Here is a 21,940-nt window from a genome sequence, read left to right on the forward strand (position 1 = left end):
ATTTTCTGCGGAAAATAACCCTCGCGCCTCCGCCTTTTTACTTTTGATTTTTATGTCACTTCTTCCTAAGCGCTACACCGTTACCGCTGCTTTGCCGTATGCCAACGGGCCGGTGCACATCGGGCATTTGGCCGGGGTTTATTTGCCCGCCGACATTTATGTGCGCTACCTGCGCTCGGCCGGCCGCGATGTGAAATTTATTTGCGGTTCTGACGAGCACGGCGTGCCCATCACCATTCGCGCCCAGAAAGAAGGCGTTACGCCGCAGCAGGTGGTCGATAAATATCACGCCCTGATTCGCGATTCGTTCAAAGATTTTAACGTTTCGTTCGATGTGTATTCGCGTACCTCGTCGGCCACGCACGCCGAGGTTTCCAGCGGCTTTTTTACGAAGCTGAACAACGAAGGCAAATTCATCGAGCAAACCACGCAACAGTATTTCGACGAGAAAGCCCAGCAATTTCTGGCCGACCGCTACATCGTGGGCACCTGCCCCAATTGCGGCAACGAAAATGCCTATGGCGACCAGTGTGAGCGTTGCGGTACCTCGCTCAGCCCGACGGAATTAATTAATCCGCGCTCCATGCTCAGCGGCGCGCAGCCCATTCTGCGCGATACCAAGCACTGGTTCCTGCCCCTCGACCAATACGAGCCCTGGCTGCGCGAATGGATAATTGAAGGCCACAAAAACGATTGGAAAACCAACGTGTACGGCCAGTGCAAATCCTGGATTGACCAGGGCCTGCACCCCCGCGCCGTCACGCGCGACCTCGACTGGGGCGTGCCCGTGCCGGTACCGGGTGCCGAAGGAAAAGTGCTTTACGTGTGGTTTGACGCGCCCATCGGCTACATCTCGGCCACCAAAGAAGCATTCCCCCAGGAGTGGGAATTATACTGGAAAGATGCCGGCTCGAAACTGGTGCATTTCATTGGCAAGGATAACATCGTTTTCCACTGCATTATTTTCCCGACGATGCTGAAGGCGCACGGCGAATTCATTCTGCCGGATAACGTGCCTGCCAACGAATTCCTCAACCTCGAAGGCGATAAAATCAGCACCTCGCGCAACTGGGCCGTGTGGCTGCACGAATACATGGCCGATTTCCCCGGCCAGGCCGATGTGTTACGTTACGTACTGTGCGCCAACGCGCCCGAAACCAAGGACAACGACTTCACCTGGAAGGATTTCCAGGCGCGCAACAACAACGAATTAGTTGCTACGCTCGGCAATTTCGTGAACCGCGCCGCCGTACTTACGCACAAATTCTTTGAGGGCAAAGTGCCGGAATTGGGCGAATTACAGCCCATAGACCAGGACGCTTTCGCACAATTGGCCGAATTCCCGGCAAAGATTGGCGAGTTAATTGAAAATTACCGCTTCCGCGACGCGCTGGCCGAAGTAATTAACCTGGCCCGCCTTGGCAATAAATACCTAGCCGAAACCCAGCCCTGGCACCTCATCAAAACCGACGCCGCCCGTACCGGAACTGTGCTGAATGTTTCGCTGCAAATTGCGGCCAGCCTGGCCCCGCTACTCGAGCCTTTCCTGCCAGAATCGGCTCAGAAATTAGCCACCATGCTTAATCTGGAGTTGGGCAACTGGACCAGCGCCGGCCGTGCCGATGCGCTCGCAGCCGGTCACCAGCTGCGCGAAGCGGTGCTGCTGTTTGGTAAAATTGAAGATGCCGTGGTCGAAACGCAGGTGCAGAAATTGCTCGATACCAAAAAGGAAAATCAGCTTGCCAACACGCCCGTCACGCCGGCCAAGGACGATGTTTCCTTTGATGATTTCGGACAGATGGATTTGCGCATCGGCACCATCACGGCCGCCGAGAAAGTAGCCAAAACCAAAAAGCTGCTCAAACTTACCGTCGACCTGGGCCTGGAAGAACGTACTATCGTGAGCGGCATTGCCGAATATTTCATTCCCGAAGCCCTGGTTGGCCAGCAGGTGCAGGTGCTGCTCAACCTTGCGCCTCGCGAAATCAAAGGCATCAAAAGCCAGGGCATGCTGCTGATGGCCGAAAACGCCGACGGCAGCCTCGCCTTGATGCAGCCCAGCAAGCCCGTGCGCAACGGCAGCGGCGTGGCGTAAACGGCTCGTTTGCCCGCATAAAAAAGGCTCATCCACAAAATGCGGATGAGCCTTTTTTATGCGGCTTGGTGTGCGTCTTACTTCACGTTCACAATGTTCATCGCTCGTTCAATTCCTAATGCCCCAAACGCTAAAACGGCCTCGCCGGCTTTTTCAATGCGCGTGGGCAATTCAATTAATTCATCGGCTGAAAACGGATTCAGTACATAGTCTACCTGCCGGCCTTTGGGGAAATTTGCATCCACGCCGAAGCGCAGGCGGGCATATACATCGGTGCCGAGCGTGGCCTGAATGTCCTTCAGCCCATTGTGCCCGCCGGCCGAGCCCTGACCTTTCAGGCGCAGCTTTCCGAAGGGGAGGGCCAAATCGTCGGTTACCACAACCATGTTTTCGGCAGTTATTTTCAGGGTAGCTAGCCAGTGCGCGGCGGCTTTGCCGCTCAGGTTCATGTAGGTAGTAGGTTTCACCAGCACATAGGTGTGCCCTTTGTGTTTGAACTCGGTGGTGAAAGCGTGACGGCCGATTTCAAAGCGTGGCGCGTCGAATTTCGCGGCCAGATAATCAGCTACCATGAAGCCGATGTTGTGGCGTGTGTCGGCATATTCGGGGCCAATGTTGCCCAGGCAAAGAACCAGGAATTTCATCTAAACCGCAGATTAAATAAAGTAAACGAATTGTACAGCTTCCGGTACCAATTCTCAGAAGCTGCTATTTGATGGAGCAAAGCGCACCTTTTCAGCTGGTGCCAAATAAAAAGCCGCCCCAAAATTGGAGCGGCTTTTCGGTTGAATCGCAAATCAATGGATTGAAAAACCGATGAAATCCGGCTAATTCATTAAATCTGCGGTTCGGAATTACTTGTTGGCAGCCATCTCGCCTTTCAGGGCACGCGGGATGGTGATGGTGGCGATAGGAGCCGCCGCGTTGGTGAGGATGGTGTAGTTTTTGGCTTCTACGGCACCCACTTTGATAGATTTGCCGAGCTCCATGCTGCTGATGTTCACCTCCACGAAGTCGGGCAGGTTTTCGGCGGTAGCGCGCACTTTCAATTTGCGCAGCTTGCTCACCAGTTTGCCGCCGGCCAGTACGCCGGGCGAAACGCCCACGTATTTCACGGGGATTTCCATTTTCACTTCCTTGCCTTCCTGCAGCTCGAGGAAGTCAACGTGCAGTAGCATTTCGTTTACGGGGTGGAACTGGGCGTCCTGCACGATGGCGCGGTACTGCGTGCCTTCCACGTTCAGGTCCACGATGTGAGCCTCCGGCGTGTACAACAATTCGCGGAACAGGATGGCGGGCACTGAGAAGTGCACGGTGTCCTGGCCGCCATACAATACGCACGGTACTTGAGCGTCGAGGCGCAATGCCTTGGCGTCCGTTTTACCGAGATTCGCTCTTTTAAACCCTACAATCTCGAGGCTTTTCATAAAAGTGGTCTTTGAGAAGATAAAAAAATGGCCCGCTTGCTTCCGAGGTTGGAGGCAAACGGGCCGCAAAGGTAGGGCGAAATCGGCCGAAAAGCCAACCTCTTACGAAGAAAAACCGCCCGGGCTAGTTCACGGTCGGCACGCTCTTCAGCTGCTCCTGCACCACGGCCTGGGCCTGTATCCGGTCGTTCAGCACGCGCAGGTACTGACGGGCCTGGGCGTTGTTGCAGGTAAAAGCCGCCTTTTTGGCCCAATCCACCGCGCCGGGCAGGTCGCCGCGCACTTCGCTGGCCACGGCCAGGTTGTAGAAGGCCCGGCCGGCAATTTTGGGGTTGAGGTGGCGGGCCGACTGCTGCCAGAGCGTGGCGGCCCCGGCCCAGTCGCCGGCTTCGGCGCGCTGGGCGGCCTCTTTCATGCGGACGTCCTTTTTCGCCTGGGTGTAATAGTCTCGGTTCAGGTCGATGTAGGACGGCGCGATGCGGCGGGCGTAGCCATCGCCGGCCCGCTGGGCCACCCGACGGATGCACTCCTCGGGCGGCGGCAACTGGCGCAGGGCGTACTGATACGTGTCGCCATCGCCCCGGAATACCAGCTGGTCTTCCTGCCGGGCCTGGTCGAGCACGAAGCCCTGGGCTGCGCCGTAGGTGCGGAAGCCGCTCACGATTTTCATCACCATTTCCACGTGTACGGTGGGCACCTGATGCTCCTTGCCCTCCTTGTCTTTGTAGGTGCGGAAGCCGTTGGTGTGCGTCAGCAGCATATCGGAGTCGAAGGCTTCGAGCACCACCAAGCCGTCCACCTGCGTGCGGCGGCACAAATCCTGCACGTAGCGCGGGGCCAGCGGCGGCAGGAAGAATTCCCGGCTGCGGCCCAGCAGCTGCAGTTGCGCCTGCGTCACCTTGAAGCGGTAGCTGTTGTTGGCCAGGGCCTGGCCCACTACGTTCACGCACTCGTCGGCTCCGGCGCGGTCCACGCCAATGCCTTCGCCGGTAAAAGCGCCTTCCAGCGCATCAAAGAATTTGTCGCGGCGCGATTCCGGGATAATGCGGTTGGCAGTGGCTACGCTTTGCAGGTTGGCAGGCATGGGCACCGCCGCCGGGGCCAGCGCCCGAATGTGAACCGACGACGCGCAGGCGCTAAGCAGCAGCGCGGCCAAAAGGGTGGAGGCGGTAGTGTAAAGCTTGTTCATCACGTTTGCAGAAAAAAGTTCCAGTTAGGAAGTCAGTTCTACAAAATTGTGCCAAAGTCGTCTGTCATTGCGAGTGGAGCGTAGCGGAACGCGGCAATCCGTCCTCCCTTTGCGACAAGCCTTGTGTCGTAATAAAGCCTTTTCAAATGCAAAAGTCCCGGCACTGCGCAGCGCCGAGGCTTTCAGGTAAAAGGGCGTTTCTGGTTTTGACGGTGCGGATTGCTTCGCTCCGCTCGTAATGACAGACGCCTGCCTACACAAACAGCGAGCTGATGCTCTCGTGCGTCACCACATTCCGAATAGCAGCCGCGAACAGTGGAGCCAGTGAAATCACCCGGATTTTCTCGTTCTCCTGGCGCAGCGGAATGGTGTCCGTCGTAATCAGCTCGGTCAGCGAGGAGGCGCGGATGCGTTCGTGCGCCGGGCCGCTCAGCAGCGGATGCGTGATGACGGCGCGCACCGAGTTGGCCCCGCGCTCCATCACCAGGTCGGCGGCTTTGCAGATGGTGCCGGCCGTGTCCACCATGTCATCCACAAACACCACGTCCATGCCCTTCACGTCACCAATCACCTGCATCGAGGCAATCTCATTGGCCCGTATCCGCATCTTGTCGCAGACCACAATTTCGGCCCCGAATTTCTTAGCGAAGGCGCGGGTGCGCACCACACCGCCTACGTCGGGCGAGGCGAAAATCAGGTTTTTCAAGTTCAGCGACTTGATGTAGGGGGCCGTGACGGTGGCCCCGTCCAGATGGTCGACAGGAATATCGAAGAAGCCCTGAATCTGGCCGGCGTGCAGGTCGCAGGTCATCAGGCGGTCGGTGCCCACGCTCTGAATGATGTTGGCCACGACTTTGGCCCCGATGCTCACGCGGGGCTTGTCTTTGCGGTCCTGGCGGGCGTAGCCCATATAGGGCATCACGATGACAACTTTGTGGGCCGAAGCGCGCTTGGCGGCGTCCACCATCAGCATCAGCTCCATGAGGTGCTCGGCGGGCGGGAAGGTGCTTTGCACAAGGAACACCTCGCAGCCGCGCACGCTCTCGTTGAAGCTCGGCCCCATTTCGTTGTCGGCGAAGCGTTGCAGGCTGAGGTCGCCGAGGGTGGTGCCGTAGGCGGCGGCAATCTTTTCGCCGAGCTCACGCGAAGCGCTACCGGCGAATATTTTGACCTGTTTCATAGGGGAAGGTGCTAAGAATGAGTTGGTGCGCGGAAGCCTGCCAGGGGAAGGCAATGAAAATCGGAAGGGATAGAAAAGCGAAAGGCGCTGACCACTCCGAAAATTGGAGAAGCCAGCGCCTTTGCATTTACTCGAGCTTTGTCGTTGTCCGACCAGGGCTCGAACCTGGACTTTCTTGAATCAAAATCAAGCGTGTTGCCAGTTACACCATCGGACAATTTCCCAGCGGGCTACGTGCCGTTTGGGAGTGCAAATGTACGGCTGGAATAATTCAGCGCAAGTTTTTTGTCGAAAAATTTTTGAAGAAAAATTGCCGTGTGATGGGGCGGAAAGCGGCAGGATAGCAGCTTTGGTCTGATTTTCATTGGCTAACGGGCCGAAAGAAACTTCGCGCCGGTGCCTGTCGCCGCAAACGTTATGGTTGGAAAAACGGCGCCTCTACCGTAATTTTGCGGCCTGAAAAGAGCATTAACTTCATCATAAATACAACCAAATGGCCAATACCGGCAAAATCACTCAGGTCATCGGCCCCGTCGTTGACGTGAGCTTCGCGGGCGAAAACACGAAGCTGCCCAACATCCTCGACGCCCTCGAAGTCACGAAAGACAACGGCCAAGTGGTAGTTCTGGAGTGCCAGCAGCACTTGGGCGAGGACCGGGTTCGGACCATTGCCATGGACTCGACCGAAGGCCTGACCCGCGGCGCTGAAGTGCGCGACATGGGCGCGCCCATCTCGATGCCTACCGGCGACGGCGTGAAAGGTCGTCTGTTCAACGTTATCGGCCAGGCCATCGACGGCATTCAGCAGCCCAAGAGCGACGGCGGCCTGCCCATCCACCGCAACGCCCCGGCGTTCGAGGACTTGGCTACTTCGTCGGAAGTATTCTTCACCGGTATTAAGGTTATCGACCTGCTCGCGCCTTATGTGAAGGGTGGTAAAATTGGTCTGTTCGGTGGTGCCGGTGTGGGCAAAACCGTACTGATTCAGGAGCTTATCAACAACGTGGCCAAGGCCTACGAAGGTCTGTCGGTGTTTGCCGGCGTGGGCGAGCGTACCCGCGAGGGCAACGACTTGCTGCGCGAATTCATCGAAGCCAACATCATTCGCTACGGCGACGCATTCAAGCACTCGATGGAAGAAGGCGGCTGGGACCTCTCGAAAGTGGACCTCGCCGAAATGGAGAAGTCGCAGGCCACCCTCGTGTTCGGCCAGATGAATGAGCCCCCCGGAGCGCGCGCCCGCGTGGCCCTGTCGGGTCTGACCATTGCCGAAAGCTTCCGCGACGGCGACGGCACCGGTGCCGGCCGCGACATCCTGTTCTTCATCGACAACATCTTCCGCTTCACGCAGGCGGGTTCGGAAGTATCGGCTCTGTTGGGCCGTATGCCTTCGGCCGTGGGTTACCAGCCCACGCTGGCCACCGAAATGGGTGCCATGCAGGAGCGCATCACCTCGACCAAGCGCGGTTCTATCACGTCGGTACAGGCTGTGTATGTGCCGGCCGATGACTTGACTGACCCGGCTCCGGCCAACACCTTTGCTCACTTGGACGCCACGACGGTACTGAGCCGCAAAATCGCCGAACTGGGCATCTACCCGGCCGTGGACCCGCTGGACTCGACCTCGCGCATCCTGTCTGCCGACGTGCTGGGTGCCGAGCACTACAACACCGCCCAGCGCGTGAAAGAGCTGCTCCAGCGCTACAAAGAACTCCAAGACATCATCGCCATCCTTGGTATGGACGAACTGTCGGAAGAAGACAAGCAGGTGGTGAACCGCGCCCGTCGCGTGCAGCGCTTCCTGTCGCAGCCCTTCTTCGTGGCCGAGCAGTTCACCGGCCTCAAAGGCGTGCTTGTGGACATCAAGGATACCATCAAAGGCTTCAACGAAATCATCGACGGCAAGTACGACCACCTGCCCGAGGCGGCCTTTAACCTTGTTGGCAACATCGAAGATGCGGTGGCCAAAGGCGAGCGTCTGATTGCCGAAGCCAAATAGGTATTAATTATGAGTTATGAGTTATGCGTTATGAGTTGTTAGATAGGCAACTCATAACGCATAACTCATAATTTTTAACTCAAAATCATGCATTTAGAAATCATCACCCCCGACCGCAAGGTTTTCGAAGGCGAAGTGACGTCGGCCCAATTTCCGGGGGCCGATGGCTCTTTTGAAGTGCTGAATAACCATGCGCCGCTCATCGCCGCCCTGAAGGCTGGCGACGTGACGCTGACCGGTGGGGCCGGTGGCCGCGAGGTTATCCGCATCGAAGGCGGCGTAGTGGAAGTGCTGCGCAACAACGTGATTGTGCTGGCCGAAGGTGCGATGGCATAACGCTGCCGCAACCTTTCGTAGCTGGCCAAAAGCCGCTCCTGCCTGGCAGGAGCGGCTTTTTTTGTGATATTAGCCGGCCAAGCCGGTAGAATGCCGTATAGCTATACTGCGCGCAAAACCATTTGCCTTTGTTCTTTATGAAATCTTCGGACCCGTTTGTTGCCGTCGAAAATATTTATACTCCCCGGCAGCGGTACGTGCTGCTGGTGGCCTCGCTGATTGGCATTGCGGCCCTGATGGTGTTTGGGCTGGCGCAGTACCTCACGGCGTTTCTGGCGGCGGGCATTCTGTTCGTGGTGTTTCGGCCGTGGTGGATAACGCTGGTGCACGAGCGGCGCTGGAACCGGCAGGTGGTGGCGGTGGGCATTCTGCTGGTGACGGTGGTGGTGCTTGTGATTCCGTTCTACGCCCTGACTTCGCTGCTGCTCGACCGGCTGATTGAATTTGCGCAAAACCCCGAGCGGCTGCTGGAGGTGATTCACAAGCTGGAAAAAGCCACTGGCTTTAAATTGACCGAGCAGGTGAATGTGCGCCAGCTGCTGCTACAGGGCGGCGCTAAAGTGACGGGCTGGTTGCCTTCGCTGGCCAGCAGCGCCCTCAATTTCCTGGTGATTGTGGGTCTGATGCTGTTCACGATGTACTACATGTTTATGCAGGAAACCTTCTTTCTGCTGGGGCTGCATCGCTACCTGCCGTTTCGCAATGAAACCTTACAGGAGCTGGGTGAGTCGCTGAAAAACAACGTGAATGCCAACGTGCTGGGGCAGGTGCTGGTGTCAGTGGTGCAGGGCGTGCTCACGGGCGTGGCGCTGCTGATTTTTGGGGTGCCGGATGCCGTGTTCTGGGGGGTGGTGGCCTTTTTTGCGGCGTTCCTGCCGGTGCTGGGCACGCCGCTGGTGTGGGGGCCGGCGGCGCTCTACCAGTTTTCGCAGGGCAATAAGGGCGCGGCCATCGGGATTTTGCTGGTGGGCTTCATCCTGATTATGAACATTGACAACGTGCTGCGCATTGTGCTGGCCAAGCGCATGGGCAACATTCACCCGCTGATAACGCTGGTGGGCATTGTGCTGGGTGTGGAGATATTCGGCATCATCGGGCTGGTGGTGGGGCCGCTGCTGGTGTCGTATTTTATGGTGCTGATGGAGGTGTTCCGGCGTGAAAACCGCCAGCACATGCAAAACCCGGTGAAGTAGGTGAGCCGAATCAGGAACTGTCACTCCGACGCAGGAGGAGTCTGGGTAAAATAGAAAACCGAGTTTACTCAGATTCCTCCTGCGTCGGAATGACAGTTGAGATACCCGCCAAAGCCGGACGCGTGCCGACCTTTGCGCCACACGCTCCGCTTTCGCACTCATGGACCAGCCGAATATTCAGCCCAAAATCACGCCCATCTACCAAACGTCGGTTTTCAAATTTGAGGACCTCGACGCCGTGCAACAATATTTCGACGAGCCGGGCAGCCGCTACCTATACTCACGCAACGGCAACCCGAACTCTGACGAACTGGCCACGGCCGTAGCCCGCTGGGAAGGCGGCGCGGGCGCGGTGGCCACGGGCTCGGGCATGGCGGCCATTTTTGCGGCGCTGCTCACTTACTGCCAGGCCGGCGACCATGTGCTGTGCGCGGCCGACATCTACGGTGGCTCGGCGGCGCTGCTGAATCTGGAGCTGTCGCGGCTCGGCGTTTCGGTGACGTATGTGCCGTTTGAAAGCTTGTATGACTTGGTGGCCTACGTGCAGCCCACTACGCGGCTGCTGCTGTGCGAAACGATGAGCAACCCGCTGTTGCGCGTGGTGGACCTGCGCGCCGCGGCCGAGGAATGCCACCGCCACGGCCTGAAGCTGGTGGTGGATAACACATTTTCGACCCCCGTGCTCACCCGGCCGCTGGCCTACGGGGCCGACCTTGTACTGCACAGTGTTACTAAATACCTGGCTGGCCACTCCGACGTGACGGCCGGGGCAGTGGTGGCCCGCACGCCCGAGGATGTGGCCCGGCTACGCCAAATCGGCATCGTGTTTGGCCTCACGCTGAGCCCGATGGAAAGCTGGCTGGCCGTGCGCGGCATGAAAACCATGCGCCTGCGCGTGGCCGCCCACAGCGAAAATGCCCTGATAATCGCCGAGTTTCTGGACGAGCATCCGGCCGTGCAGGGCGTGTATTACCCTGGCTTGCCCACGCACCCGCAGCACGCGCTGGCGGTGGCGCAGGGCGCGGGCCGCTTCGGCGGAATGCTCTCGTTCCGGCTGCCGGACGAGGCGGCAGTGAACCGATTTATGCAGCGGAGCGAGCGGTTTCCGTTTGCACCCTCGCTGGCGGGCGTGGATTCCTCGTGCTCGCACCCGCTCTACACTTCGCACCGCGCCCTGACGGATGCGCAGCGGGCCGAGCTGGGCATCACCGTGGGCCTGGTGCGGTTGAGCGTGGGCGTCGAGCCGGTAGAGGAGTTGCTGGCCGACCTAGCTCAGGCCCTGGAATAGGCCAAAAGCCTTACCTTGGGCATATTTTATAGAGTGGGCTAAACGTGTGGCCTGCTGGGAAAGTAGGTGGGCGGAGGGTCGAGCTAGCCGGGAGGATATGGGCTGAATGTGGTTTAGTCTCGTAAACCATGAGGTTGTTCAACCCATTTCATTGCCTATGTCCCGCACGATAATCGTCTCTAACCGCCTCCCCACCAAAGTCATTCGTTCCGAAGAAAGCCTCACGTTTCAGCCCAGCGAAGGCGGGTTGGCCACGGGATTGGGCTCCATCTATCGGGCGGATGGCAACGTGTGGGTGGGCTGGCCGGGGCTGTTCGTGACCGATGCCGAAGAAGAAAACTACGTCACCGAACAGCTCCAGGCCGACAGCATGGCCCCGGTGTTTCTGACCGAAGCTGAAATCCGGGATTTCTATGAGGGCTTCAGCAATTCCACGCTCTGGCCCACTTTTCACTATTTCACACAGTTTGCCACCTACGAGCAGGCCCATTGGGATGCCTACGTGGCCGTGAACGAGAAATTCTGCGCCGCCGTGCTGGCCCAGGCCGGCCCCGAAGACACCATCTGGGTGCACGACTACCAGTTGCTACTGCTGCCCGAGCTGCTGCGCAAGGCCCGCCCCGAAGCCACCATCGGCTTCTTCCTGCACATTCCGTTTCCGAGCTATGAGCTGATTCGGGTGCTGCCGTGGCGGGCCGAACTGCTGCGCGGTATGTTGGGAGCCGACCTGATAGGCTTCCACACTTTCGGCTACATGCGGCACTTTCTCAGCTCGGCGGCGCAGGTGCTGGGCCTAACGGCGGTGAACGGCCAGCTTGAGGTGGCGCACCGAGCCGTGCGCGTCGATGCCTTCCCGATGGGCATCGACTACCAGCGCTACGCCGACGCGGCCGTTTCGGAGGCCGCCATTCAGCACGAGGCCACCTACCGCGAAGCCCTGCGCGACACCCGCGTCATCCTGAGCATCGACCGGCTCGACTACACCAAGGGCATTGCCCAGCGCCTGCGGGCGTTTGAACTGCTGCTCCAGAACTATCCCGAGTGGCGCGAGCAGGTGAGCCTGATTATGCTGGTGGTGCCCTCGCGCGACCAGGTGGCCCAATACGCGGAGCTGAAGGTGGAAATCGACGAGCTGGTGGGGCGCATCAACGCCGCCTACCGCACCATTGCCTGGAACCCGATTCATTACTTCTACCGCTCGCTGCCGCTGGAAGAGCTGGCCTCGCTCTACCGGTTGGCGGAGGTGGCCCTGGTGACGCCCATGCGCGATGGCATGAACCTCGTGGCCAAGGAGTTTGTGGCCAGCAAGGCCGACCACAAGGGCGTGCTCATCCTCAGCGAGCGGGCCGGCGCGGCGCGGGAGCTGTCCGACGCCCTCATCATCAACCCCACCGACATCAACCAATTGACCGAGGCCATGCACGAGGCCCTGGTGATGCCCGAAGAGGAGCAAATCCAGCGCATGACGGCCATGCAGGCCCTGGTGAAGCGCTACAACGTGTTTTCCTGGACCAAGCTCTTCCTGAATCAACTGGCCTATACCAAAATGAAGCAGCAAACCTTGGCCACCGAAACCCTCGCGCCCGCGCCCACCGGCCAACTGCTCGACGCCTACCACGCCAGTCAGCAGCGGCTGCTGCTGCTCGACTACGACGGCACGCTGGTGAACTTCCACGCCAACCCGCAGCGCGCCCAGCCCGACCAGGAGCTGCGCCTGCTGCTGCGCGCCCTGAGCGACAACCCGCACAACCGCGTGGTCATCATCAGCGGGCGCGACCGGAATACGCTGGAAAAATGGCTGGGCGACTTACCCGTTGATTTCATTGCCGAGCACGGCGTGTGGCTGCGCGCGGCCGGCGACGAGTGGAGCCTGTTTCAGGCGCTGCGCAACGACTGGAAGCGCGAGCTGCTGCCGGTGCTGGAGCTGTACGTGGCCCGCACCGCCGGCTCCTTCATCGAGGAGAAGGACTACTCGCTGGTGTGGCACTACCGCCGCGTCGATGCCGACTTGGGCGCCGTGCGCGCCCGCGAGCTGCTTAACCACCTCACCTTCATGACCTCGAACACCGACCTACAGGTAATGGAGGGCAACAAAGTGCTGGAAATCAAGAATGCGGGCATCAACAAAGGCACGGCCGCTACCCGCTGGCTGAGCCAGTACAGCCCCGATTTTATTCTGGCCCTGGGCGATGACCGAACCGACGAGGATACCTTCCGGGCGCTGCCGCCGGAGGCGTTCACGGTGCGGGTGGGGTCGGCCCCGCACTCGTCGGCGCGGTTCCACGTGGAGTCGCCCACCGAGGTGCGGCAGCTGCTGCGGAAGCTGATTGGGTAGGGTATCGCCTGATGCGGCCAACTAATCAATAACTACTCTCATGACTTTGGTAAGAACCCATTAGTTAAACACTAGGCAAATGAATGCGCTGGAAATACTCAACGATAAGCTGGTTGGGTCGTTCATCTATTCATTCCATATAGGCGATAATTGGACCCTGAACTTCGGTGATTACTATCTCTCTGCCCAGAACCTGATTTCGCCCGATGAAGAACTGTTGAATGGGTGGCTTCTTGCGAATTACCGTTCAATCGAAACGGCAGTTGATAAAGATTCTGTGGCAAAGAGCACAATTGTGGCTGCCCACATGAGAAAAGAAGTTACCAACGTAACGCTTGATAAGGCGTACAATCTGACAATCTATTTTGAGAACGACAGCGAGTTAGTCATTCCCACCAATGAAGACATTGTTGACTGGCAGTGGTGCTTAAATGAAACAGGCAACGACCCTTACATGGATTACTTGGTAGCCTGTTTTTGGGAAGGGGAAATTGCCATTAATGAAGCAGAATAGGTGATGTTGGCTCATTAAAAAAGCCCCGATACTGCGCAGTGTCGGGGCTTTTCGTTGTTAGGATTTGTCACTCTTTAGGGATGTCCATAGTGGAAGGATGGATTGCCATACTTTGCTCACAATGGCCGGCACTACCCCACAAATCGCGGCTTGTCCTGCCGGTGCGCGATTCTATACGCGGCATTCACCAGCCCGACGTGGCTGTATGCCTGGGGAAAATTGCCCCACTGCGAGCCCGTTTTCGCGTCTACGTCTTCGGACAAAAGCCCTAAGTGGTTGGCGTACTTAATCAGCTTCTCGAACTCGGCGGCGGCTTCATCAAGGCGGCCGACGCAGGCCAGGGCCTCCACGTACCAAAAAGAGCAGATGAGGAAGGTGGTTTCGGGCGTGCCGAAATCGTCGGGGTGGCGGTAGCGGTAGAAGAGGCCCTCTGGGGTTTTTAGCTCCTTTTCCAGCTCGATGAGGTGCTTCTTGGCTTTGTCGGAGTTGCCGTCGAGGTAGCCCATGAGGATGAGCTGCAGAGTACTGGCATCGAGGTTTTTGGAGCCGATGGCGTTGGTGTACACGCCGCGCTGAGCATCATAGCACTGCTCAATGCGGTCGGTGGCGGCCTCAATCAGGCGGGTGGCGCGGGCTTCCATATCCTTGTTGCCGAGGGAGCGGGCTACCTGTTGCGCAGCGTGGCCGCCGGCCCAATGAAACAGGAAGGTGTAGCAATGCTTCTGGGCAATATGGCGGAACTCCCAGAGGCCAGCGTCGGGCTGGTCGAGGGTGGTTTCCATGAGGCGCAGGGCTTCAGTGGCCAGCTTTTCGGGCGGGAGCTGGTCGGGGTGGGCAAAGCGGCAGTCCACGTAGAGCGGCAGCAGCGCCACCAGCACCTGACCGTACACGTCGTTCTGGATGTGGGTGTAGGCGTCGTTGCCGATGCGCACGGGCTGATTGCCGAGGTAGCCGGCCAGGGGCAGCTCGGTTTCCACCAAGTCGGCCTTGCCGCTGATGCCGTAGAGCGGCTGGTACTTGTCCTGCACCTTGGTGCTGATGTTGGCGATGAAATGGAAGTAGCGTTCCATCTCCTCGAAGTGGCCGATGTTGTTGAAGGCCGTGAGGATGTAGTAGGTATCACGCATCCAGCAGTAGCGGTAGTCCCAGTTGCGGGTGCTGCCGGGGGCCTCGGGCAGGCTGGTGGTGCTGGCCGCAATGATGGCCCCGGTGTCTTCGTACTGGTGAATCTTGAGGGCCAGCGCCGACCGAATGACGGCATCCTGGTGGAAGGTGCCGATGCTGGTGCTCTTCACCCAGCGGTGCCAGTAGTCGGTGGTTTCGCGCAAAAACCGCTCACAAGTGCTTTCCAGCGGCGCTTCGAGGGGCGCGCCGTAAGTCAGGACGAGGTACTTGGTTTCGTTCAGCACGAAGTCTTCCTCGTCCAGAATGTAGGTGAGCGGAATGTTGGTGGTGAGGCGGATTTCCTCTTCCAGGCCCAGGAAGGCAATGTGGTTGGAGCTGCGGCGGCGCTGCAGTTCCAGCTCGCCGTACTGGCCCATGGGGCGGCAGGCCACCCGCACGCGGGGCGTGCCGGCCAGCGGCTCCAGCTTCCGGATGAACATAAGCGGCTTGTAATACCGGTCGTACTGCGCGAAGCGGGGCGCAAAATCGGTGACGCGGTAGGCGCCGTCGGCGGCTGTAATTTCGGTGCGCAGCACGTTGGTGTTGGACACGTAGTGCTGGCTGGAAGTAAAGCCGCCCGCCGCCGTGGGCCGGATGCTGAACTCGCCGCCCTTGTCGTCATCGAGCAGGCTGCCGAACACGAAGCTGCTATCAAAACGCGGCCAGCAGAGCCAGCGCACGGCCGTATCGGTGCCGATGAGGCCCAGAAAGGCGCAGTTGCCAATCAGGCCGAGGTCATAGGTGTGTTTGGTCATAGTCGGGGGAGGAGGGGAGTGAGCGGCTCGAAGACCGGCCGCGTGAAGAGCCCGCGGGAGGGGCTTCAGCTAATACCCGGTTCCGATGGTGGAGGTTACCCGGCAGGTCTAAGCCACCGTCGCCTGCCTGTGGCAATCAGTGCGGTTTTAAGAACCCGGTACCATGCGCTGACGAAGCCCTGGACTTCTGAATAATCGGTTCAAAGCACCCATCAAGTAGAAATACCTGAATTGGGAGGCAGGTATTTCTACGCTGAAAGCGCTGCCGGTCAACCTCGTGTTTTGCAGAGCCAAGTGGCAAGATTTCCAACAGGATTGGTCTTGGATGCTGGCGTTTAACCCACCCATTTCCCCCTTGCTTTTTATGCCGAATTCAAACGAAACCACCATGATTAACGGCTCCGGCGTGCTGGGAGCGGGCATCAACATGTACGGCCCTTTCGATGGGACGCTGCTCAACCAGGTTTACGACATGTCTTCGGGCACGGAAACGAAGCAGTTTCCCTCCAAAACCACGCCGGTACGCTACACCATCCCCGCCAACGCCCGCTTCAAGGAATCGACGGACTCGAACTCGTATTCGGATACCTACAACACCCGCGAGGAATACGACTCGCACTTCGCGGCTAGCGCCAACGTCAAGGGCAGTTACCTGGGCTTTAGCGCCTCGGCCGATGCGTCCTTTAAGCGCGACGTGAACAACAAAACGTCCAGCTCTTTTGGCGTGCTCACCTTTTACACGCAGCCCTACGACTTGGAGCTGAAGAACGATTCGGTGGCGGCGCTAACGGCCGACCTGAAAAACAGCGCGGAGTACAAAGCCATTCCCGATGTGTACGACCCGGCCCAGCCCAAGGCCTTCCTGCGGTTCTTCCGCCGGTTCGGCACGCATTTCGTGTCCGGCGTGAAAATGGGGGCGAACCTGAAATACAGCGTCGCCGTGCATTCGAGCGCCAGCATTACGAACGAGGAAATGAAAGCCAAGCTGGATGCCGAATACAAAGGGGTATTTGCCAAAGGCTCGGCCAGTGCCAGCGCCGAGTTCAAAACGGCCGATAAGAAATGGTTCGACAGCACCCAGCGGCACGTGAGCGTGAAGGGCGGCAGCAGCCGGATTCTGGCCTCGGTGCTGCCCACCGTGAACGAAAACCACAACGATGCCTTCGAGCAGTGGCTCGACAGCGTGAACGCCGGGGCTACCGCCGTGCTGAGCGTGCAGGTACAGTCCATTGACCACATTTTTGAGGGCGATAAGCAGGCGGCCGTGCGCGATGCCCTGAAGGACTACGCCAAGCAGTACATCGAATTCAACCTTTCCAACGTGAGCGGGCGGCTGCGCGTGGCGGGCAAGGAAGTGTGCCCCGAGCAGTTCAGCCAGCCCGTGGTGGAGGCTCCCCGCTACAGCGGCCTCGGCCGTTTGGAAGTGGCGGTGCTTAACCCCGAAAACCTCGACATCATCTACGCCAACAGCTGGACGCCCACGCCCAGCTTTAGTAAAGTAGACTTTTTTGCGCCCGCTTTGGCGGAGCTCAAGCGCTTCCAGGGCACCAACAACATCCTGCTGGTGGGCATGGCCAGTATGTTCAGCGCCCGGGCGCTGATGCTGGACGGCGGCACCGCCTTCGCCGATTTCCTGCAGGCCAACTGCGGCGCGGGCGAGGGCCTGACCAACTACTTCCACGAGCGGCCCTTCGGCAGCGACGGGCCGCCCAACGCCCGCACCAACTATGCCCTCATCAGCCGCTTCGGCGCTTCGCACCCCGGCATCGAGCGCTACGCCGAGCCGCCCAAGATGCGCGGCGGCTCCATGATGACCTTCCCCAAGGCGCTGGACCTGTACGCCTTCCTGAATCCCCACGTGAACGGGCAGGGCAAGCTGAGCTACGAAGTATCGGAAATGGGCTTGCCGCCCTTCAAGGTGAAGGCCCCGGCCAAGCGCGTTGAGGAAAAGGCTGCGGCCGAGCAAAAAACCATTGCCTAAGGTCTTGGTGGTCGGTTTCGCCAATGGCGGAACCGGCCTGGGCCGGGTGGTCGATACCCTGGTGCAATCCCTGCTGCCGGCCCACGAGGTGCAGGTAGTGGGGATTGATGGCGTAGGGGCCGGCCCGCCGGGCGTGCCCCTGCACGCTAACCCCCACGCCTGGGACGCGGTGGCGGGCCTGGAAATGGCCCGCCTCATCGAGCAGGAGGCCATTGACGTGGTGCTCATCAACCACGACTTCTTTGAGCTGCCCCGCTGCCTGCACTACCTGGAAAGCGGCCCGCGCCGGCCCCGGCTGGTGTACTACTGCACGGTGCCCGGCCGCCTGCTGGCCCCGCACTGGGCCGACGATATGGCCCGCGTGGCGGCCCTGGTGGTGCCCACCCGGTTTGCTTACGACCAATACGCCGCCGCCTGCCACGCGCTGGGCCGCCCCGAGCTGCTGGCCCGGTTGCACATCATCCCGCATTGCGTGGAGCAGGCGGCATTTTACGAGGTGGACCAAGCCGCTGCCCGTGCCCAACTGCCGGCCAATTACGGCTTGGCCGCCGATGATTTTGTGGTGCTCAATGCCAATTTCTTTCAGGAGCGCAAGGAAATGGGCCTGACGCTGGCGGGCTTCCGGCAATTTGCCGAAGGCAAGCCCCTGACGGTAAAGCTCTGGCTGCACACCAACGCCATGTGCGGCAACACGCACATCATGGCCCTGGTAGATGAGCACGGCCTGCGCGACCGGGTGCTGCTGACCACCGAAAAGGTGCCTACGTCCGCCCTCAACCTGCTGTATAATGCCTGCGACGTGGGCCTGAACACGGCCAACGCCGAGGGCTGGGGACTGCTGGCCTTCGAGCACGGCGCTACCCACCGGGCCCAGGTAATGCCGGCCCTCGGGGTGCTGGCCGAGCTGTGGCAGGACCGGGCAGAACTGCTGCCCATCGACCACGTGCGCACCAACAACCACTACTTTACCGAGGCCATTACCACCCCCGAAACGGTGGCGGCAGCGCTCGAAAAACTTTATACCGACGCGGCCTACCGTGCCACACTGGCCGCCCGCGCCCAGGCCAATGCCCGCCAACCGGCTTATTCGTTCGCGGCGGTTAGCGGGCAGTGGCGGGCGCTGTTCGAGGAGCTGCTATAGCTTGTCCGACACCTGGGTGGAAATCTGCTTGGCCGTGCGCAGGGCCTGAAACTCGCCCTGCTGCGAGCGGATGGTCAGCTTGTCATCGAGCGAAAAGCTGCTGCGCAGCTGCTGGTACCGGTCGTTGAGGGCACTCATAATGGCGGCGGCATTGGCCCAGTTGGTGGGCGTCCAGTTGGCGCGGTCGGAGCGCACACGTTCCATAAACAATTCGTAGGCTGAGAGCAAGCCGGTGGTGGTGAGTGTGCTCACGGTGGTTTTCTTGCGCAGGAAAGCCGTGACCTGGGCATCGGTGGCGGGGCCCACGGGGGCATCCATCGTGGTGGTGCTGGATGGGGAGGTCGAGGTGGGGCTGGCAGTGGTGCCCACCGGCACGTTGATGGTGCGCGTGGTGCGGCGGATAACCTTACCGGTTTCGGGGTCCAGGTCCTCGGTTACTTCGGTTTGCTGCTGAGTACCGGCCGGGGTAGTGGTGGGTTTGGTGGTGGTAGTCGTGGTGGTTTTGGAGGGCGTGGTCGTGGTGGTGGGTTTGGTCTGGGCCAGGGCAGCCAGAGGCGAGGCCAGCAACAGCAGCGCGAGGAGACGGGAGGTTTTCATGAGGCAGTTAAGAAATGGGGTTTGCCTTTAACGGCAAAGTCCGGGCCATGGTACGCAAACGCGCCGGTTGCAGGAAGTTTCGATGAAAACCCGCCCACCCGCTGCCCGCCTACGGCCGGCGGCAACGATGCCGGGAACGTTTGCGCAATTATACTCGGGCTCCTGTGCTGCTATATACTCATTTGCTGAAGCTTAGCGGCTAGGTTTGTGCAGACCTCTCACCAATGGCAGCTGCCATTACCCACCCAAAACCGCTCAGTCTATGAAGCACTTATTCTCCTTGCTCTTACTGCTATTGCTGTCGCCGCTGGCGCTGCGGGCCCAGGCGCCAACCGTCGTGGAATCGTCCGGCTGGCTGGAAACCGCTTACGTGCGGTGGCAGCCGGTGACAAATGCGCAAAGCTATAACGTGTACTACACCGGCGGCGGCCTGGTCAATCAGAAGCTCGACGACCAGCTCATTCGCAACTACGGCACCTTTTACCGGGCCGATGCCATGGGCCTCACGCCCGGCACCTACACGCTCAAAGTGGCTCCCGTGATTGGGGGCGTCGAGGGCGCCGCTACCACCACCAGCTCCCTCACGGTGTTGGCCCAGGACCGCACCGGCTTTGCCTTCAGCGGTGCCCGCGTACCAGGCGCTTACAACCTCGACGGCACCCTGAAAGCCAACGCCGTCATCCTTTACATCACCCAAAGCACCAAGAACACCGTTTCGCTGAACGTGACCGGGGCTACCACCAACCCCTGCGTGGGCCTGCAAACCATCCTCGACGGCTTTAAGAAGGGCCGCGATTCCCGGCCGCTGGTGGTGCGCTTCATTGGCCAAATCACCGACCTGACCTACATGCTGGCCGGCGACATCGTCATCGAGAACAACAACCTGGCCACCGGCTCCATCACCCTGGAAGGCGTGGGCAACGACGCCGTGGCCGATGGCTTCGGCATCCGGGTGAAGGGCGCGGCCAACATCGAAATCCGCAACATTGGCTTGATGAACTGCAACAGCGACGAAGGCGACAACATTGGCCTGCAGCAGGACAACGACCACATTTGGGTGCACAACTGCGATTACTTCTACGGCGATGCCGGCTCCGACCCCGACCAAGTGAAGGGCGACGGCGCCCTGGATTGCAAAAAGTCGACCTACATTACCTTCTCCTACAACCACTTCTGGGATTCGGGCAAGTGCAACCTGCTTGGCCTGAGCGAAAACACCACGCAGGGTCTCTACATCACTTACCACCACAACTGGTACGACCACTCCGACTCGCGCCACCCCCGTGTGCGTTTCTACTCGGCCCACGTGTATAACAACTACTACGACGGCAACGCCAAGTACGGGTCGGGCTCGACGGAAGGCTCCTCGGTGTTCATGGAAAGCAACTACTTCCGCAACTGCAAATACCCCATGCTGACGTCGATGCAGGGCACGGACGTGTTCAACCCGGCCACGCAGCGCAACGACTACACCAACATGCCCATTTTCTCGAACGAGGACGGCGGCACCATCAAGGCCTTCGATAACTACATGACCGGGCAGACGCGCTTCGTGCCTTACGGCGCCACCGGCTACCCCAACCCCACGGTTGATTTCGATGCCTACGTGGTGACCACCCGCACGCAAACCGTGCCCGCCACCGTTCACTCGGCGTATGGCAACAACACCTACAACAACTTCGACACCAACGCAGCCGTCATGTACACTTACACGCCGGATGCCCCCGCCACGGCCCGTACCAATGCCATGCTGTATGCGGGCCGCGTGAAGGGCGGCGACTTCCAGTGGACCTTCAACAACGCAGTGGATGACGCCTCCTACGCCGTCAATGTGCCGCTGAAGGCCGCGCTGACGAGCTACACCACCGGTCTGGTTTCGGTGCAGGGCATTGTGCCCCCCACCACGGGCGGCGGCGGCACGGGTGGTGGCACCGGCGGTGGCGGCACGGGTGGCGGCAGCAACGCCTCGGCTATGGTGCACAACTTCACGGTATCCGGCACTACCAGCACCTTCTACACCATCACCGGCAACCTGTCTACCTCGCAAGGCACGGTGGTCTACAACGGCCTGAACCTGACGCAGTGCCTCAAGCTGGAGTCGTCCACGAACGTGGCCTTCACCACCACCGCCCCGGCTACCCTTACGTTGGTGTTCAACGATGCCTTCAGCGGCGCGGTTAAAATCGACAACGTGAACCAGAACGTGGTATCGGGACGCCTCACGCTGCCCCTGACTGCCGGCGCACACCAAATTACCAAAGGCGTAACCGCGAACATCTACTACATGAGCACTGCCTATGCACTGAGCACGCGCAACCCATTGGATGGCCTGGCCATTAAGGTGTACCCCAACCCGGCCGCCGATGAAGTGACGGTGGCCTGGAAGACCCAGCAGGCGTTTTCGCTCTACAGCATCACGGGCAGCCTGGTGAAAACCGGCGTCACCAACCAGTCGTTTGACCTGAAGGACGTAAAGCCCGGCGTGTACCTCATCCGGATGCGCGACGAAGATGGCTACCTGCGCACCAGCCAACTGCTCAAGCAATAAGTTTCTGACGCTGCGCGGCCCCTGCTCCATTGGCCGGCAGAGCACAACCCGGCTTATTAGGTTCGCCTGAAGGCCATTAAATGAAGAAAGCGCCCCCTGATGCTACGCATTGGGGGCGCTTTCTTCGTTTACTTGCGATGATGACCTACTGGCGCTCACGCGGCTTTTTCAGCGGCATCTATTGCGCCTGAGTGGGGC

General features: G+C 59.7%; 16 protein-coding genes and 1 tRNA gene. 10 read left to right on the forward strand and 7 right to left on the reverse strand.

Annotation, left to right across the window (positions count from 1 at the left end; translation table 11 throughout):
- Positions 1 to 52: 52 nt before the first annotated feature.
- A complete protein-coding gene (gene metG / locus I7X13_RS05700) occupies positions 53 to 2,095 on the forward strand; it encodes a methionine--tRNA ligase (RefSeq protein WP_198074725.1) in 2,043 nt (680 codons plus the stop codon).
- Positions 2,096 to 2,172: 77 nt separating this feature from the next.
- Here metG and pth read toward each other — a convergent pair whose 3' ends face one another.
- The 5 genes from pth to I7X13_RS05725 all read right to left on the reverse strand — a co-directional run bounded on the left by pth (position 2,173) and on the right by I7X13_RS05725 (position 6,108).
- Complete coding sequence (gene pth, locus I7X13_RS05705) at positions 2,173 to 2,739, reverse strand: aminoacyl-tRNA hydrolase (RefSeq protein ID WP_198067001.1); 567 nt, start codon at positions 2,737 to 2,739, stop codon at positions 2,173 to 2,175.
- Between the two features lie 210 nt (positions 2,740 to 2,949).
- Complete coding sequence (locus I7X13_RS05710) at positions 2,950 to 3,522, reverse strand: 50S ribosomal protein L25/general stress protein Ctc (RefSeq protein ID WP_198074726.1); 573 nt, start codon at positions 3,520 to 3,522, stop codon at positions 2,950 to 2,952.
- A gap of 124 nt (positions 3,523 to 3,646) precedes the next feature.
- Complete coding sequence (locus tag I7X13_RS05715; RefSeq protein ID WP_198074727.1) at positions 3,647 to 4,711, reverse strand: DUF6340 family protein; 1,065 nt, start codon at positions 4,709 to 4,711, stop codon at positions 3,647 to 3,649.
- A 253-nt stretch (positions 4,712 to 4,964) separates the two neighbouring features.
- Entirely contained in the window at positions 4,965 to 5,891 is a 927-nt protein-coding gene (locus I7X13_RS05720) for a ribose-phosphate pyrophosphokinase (protein WP_198074728.1), read from the reverse strand.
- A gap of 144 nt (positions 5,892 to 6,035) precedes the next feature.
- Positions 6,036 to 6,108, reverse strand: a tRNA-Gln gene (locus I7X13_RS05725).
- A 276-nt stretch (positions 6,109 to 6,384) separates the two neighbouring features.
- Here I7X13_RS05725 and atpD point away from each other — a divergent pair.
- The 6 genes from atpD to I7X13_RS05755 all read left to right on the forward strand — a co-directional run bounded on the left by atpD (position 6,385) and on the right by I7X13_RS05755 (position 13,556).
- Positions 6,385 to 7,890 carry a F0F1 ATP synthase subunit beta gene (atpD, locus tag I7X13_RS05730; protein ID WP_198074729.1) on the forward strand — a complete coding sequence of 502 codons (1,506 nt, stop codon included), beginning with the start codon at positions 6,385 to 6,387 and terminating at the stop codon, positions 7,888 to 7,890.
- Between the two features lie 87 nt (positions 7,891 to 7,977).
- On the forward strand, positions 7,978 to 8,226 hold the full coding sequence (gene atpC / locus I7X13_RS05735) for an ATP synthase F1 subunit epsilon (protein WP_198066996.1): 249 nt from the start codon (positions 7,978 to 7,980) through the stop codon (positions 8,224 to 8,226).
- Between the two features lie 137 nt (positions 8,227 to 8,363).
- A complete protein-coding gene (locus I7X13_RS05740) occupies positions 8,364 to 9,419 on the forward strand; it encodes an AI-2E family transporter (protein WP_198066995.1) in 1,056 nt (351 codons plus the stop codon).
- A gap of 160 nt (positions 9,420 to 9,579) precedes the next feature.
- Positions 9,580 to 10,707: a trans-sulfuration enzyme family protein gene (locus I7X13_RS05745; RefSeq protein ID WP_198074730.1), complete on the forward strand. Its 1,128-nt coding sequence runs from the start codon at positions 9,580 to 9,582 to the stop codon at positions 10,705 to 10,707.
- Between the two features lie 157 nt (positions 10,708 to 10,864).
- A complete protein-coding gene (locus tag I7X13_RS05750) occupies positions 10,865 to 13,042 on the forward strand; it encodes a bifunctional alpha,alpha-trehalose-phosphate synthase (UDP-forming)/trehalose-phosphatase (protein WP_198066993.1) in 2,178 nt (725 codons plus the stop codon).
- Between the two features lie 79 nt (positions 13,043 to 13,121).
- A complete protein-coding gene (locus tag I7X13_RS05755; RefSeq protein ID WP_198074731.1) occupies positions 13,122 to 13,556 on the forward strand; it encodes a hypothetical protein in 435 nt (144 codons plus the stop codon).
- A gap of 131 nt (positions 13,557 to 13,687) precedes the next feature.
- Here I7X13_RS05755 and I7X13_RS05760 read toward each other — a convergent pair whose 3' ends face one another.
- Entirely contained in the window at positions 13,688 to 15,475 is a 1,788-nt protein-coding gene (locus I7X13_RS05760) for a glycoside hydrolase family 15 protein (protein ID WP_198074732.1), read from the reverse strand.
- A gap of 364 nt (positions 15,476 to 15,839) precedes the next feature.
- Here I7X13_RS05760 and I7X13_RS05765 point away from each other — a divergent pair, with 364 nt between their 5' ends.
- Positions 15,840 to 17,456, forward strand: a complete 1,617-nt coding sequence (locus I7X13_RS05765; RefSeq protein WP_198074733.1) for an MAC/perforin domain-containing protein — start codon at positions 15,840 to 15,842, stop codon at positions 17,454 to 17,456.
- Positions 17,449 to 18,597: a glycosyltransferase family protein gene (locus I7X13_RS05770; RefSeq protein ID WP_198074734.1), complete on the forward strand. Its 1,149-nt coding sequence runs from the start codon at positions 17,449 to 17,451 to the stop codon at positions 18,595 to 18,597. The genes I7X13_RS05765 and I7X13_RS05770 overlap by 8 nt, the downstream gene beginning before the upstream one ends.
- Here the strand turns inward: I7X13_RS05770 and I7X13_RS05775 are convergent.
- Entirely contained in the window at positions 18,592 to 19,194 is a 603-nt protein-coding gene (locus I7X13_RS05775) for a hypothetical protein (RefSeq protein ID WP_198074735.1), read from the reverse strand. The two genes, I7X13_RS05770 and I7X13_RS05775, sit on opposite strands and share 6 nt — an antisense overlap.
- Before the next feature lie 262 nt (positions 19,195 to 19,456).
- On the opposite strand from I7X13_RS05775, the gene I7X13_RS05780 reads away from it, so the two are divergent.
- On the forward strand, positions 19,457 to 21,742 hold the full coding sequence (locus I7X13_RS05780) for a pectate lyase family protein (protein WP_198074736.1): 2,286 nt from the start codon (positions 19,457 to 19,459) through the stop codon (positions 21,740 to 21,742).
- Positions 21,743 to 21,940: the final 198 nt, after the last annotated feature.

This window comes from Hymenobacter negativus, from assembly GCF_016056375.1.
In the GTDB taxonomy this organism is placed as follows: Bacteria; Bacteroidota; Bacteroidia; order Cytophagales; family Hymenobacteraceae; genus Hymenobacter; species Hymenobacter negativus_A.

Excerpts from the sequence above, each read along its gene's own strand:
- metG (WP_198074725.1), top strand. The coding sequence starts at position 53 with ATGTCACTTCTTCCTAAGCGCTACACCGTTACCGCTGCTTTGCCGTAT.
- pth (WP_198067001.1), bottom strand. The coding sequence starts at position 2,739 with ATGAAATTCCTGGTTCTTTGCCTGGGCAACATTGGCCCCGAATATGCC.
- I7X13_RS05710 (WP_198074726.1), bottom strand. The coding sequence starts at position 3,522 with ATGAAAAGCCTCGAGATTGTAGGGTTTAAAAGAGCGAATCTCGGTAAA.
- I7X13_RS05715 (WP_198074727.1), bottom strand. The coding sequence starts at position 4,711 with ATGAACAAGCTTTACACTACCGCCTCCACCCTTTTGGCCGCGCTGCTG.
- I7X13_RS05720 (WP_198074728.1), bottom strand. The coding sequence starts at position 5,891 with ATGAAACAGGTCAAAATATTCGCCGGTAGCGCTTCGCGTGAGCTCGGC.
- atpD (WP_198074729.1), top strand. The coding sequence starts at position 6,385 with ATGGCCAATACCGGCAAAATCACTCAGGTCATCGGCCCCGTCGTTGAC.
- atpC (WP_198066996.1), top strand. The coding sequence starts at position 7,978 with ATGCATTTAGAAATCATCACCCCCGACCGCAAGGTTTTCGAAGGCGAA.
- I7X13_RS05740 (WP_198066995.1), top strand. The coding sequence starts at position 8,364 with ATGAAATCTTCGGACCCGTTTGTTGCCGTCGAAAATATTTATACTCCC.
- I7X13_RS05745 (WP_198074730.1), top strand. The coding sequence starts at position 9,580 with ATGGACCAGCCGAATATTCAGCCCAAAATCACGCCCATCTACCAAACG.
- I7X13_RS05750 (WP_198066993.1), top strand. The coding sequence starts at position 10,865 with ATGTCCCGCACGATAATCGTCTCTAACCGCCTCCCCACCAAAGTCATT.
- I7X13_RS05755 (WP_198074731.1), top strand. The coding sequence starts at position 13,122 with ATGAATGCGCTGGAAATACTCAACGATAAGCTGGTTGGGTCGTTCATC.
- I7X13_RS05760 (WP_198074732.1), bottom strand. The coding sequence starts at position 15,475 with ATGACCAAACACACCTATGACCTCGGCCTGATTGGCAACTGCGCCTTT.
- I7X13_RS05765 (WP_198074733.1), top strand. The coding sequence starts at position 15,840 with ATGCCGAATTCAAACGAAACCACCATGATTAACGGCTCCGGCGTGCTG.
- I7X13_RS05775 (WP_198074735.1), bottom strand. The coding sequence starts at position 19,194 with ATGAAAACCTCCCGTCTCCTCGCGCTGCTGTTGCTGGCCTCGCCTCTG.
- I7X13_RS05780 (WP_198074736.1), top strand. The coding sequence starts at position 19,457 with ATGAAGCACTTATTCTCCTTGCTCTTACTGCTATTGCTGTCGCCGCTG.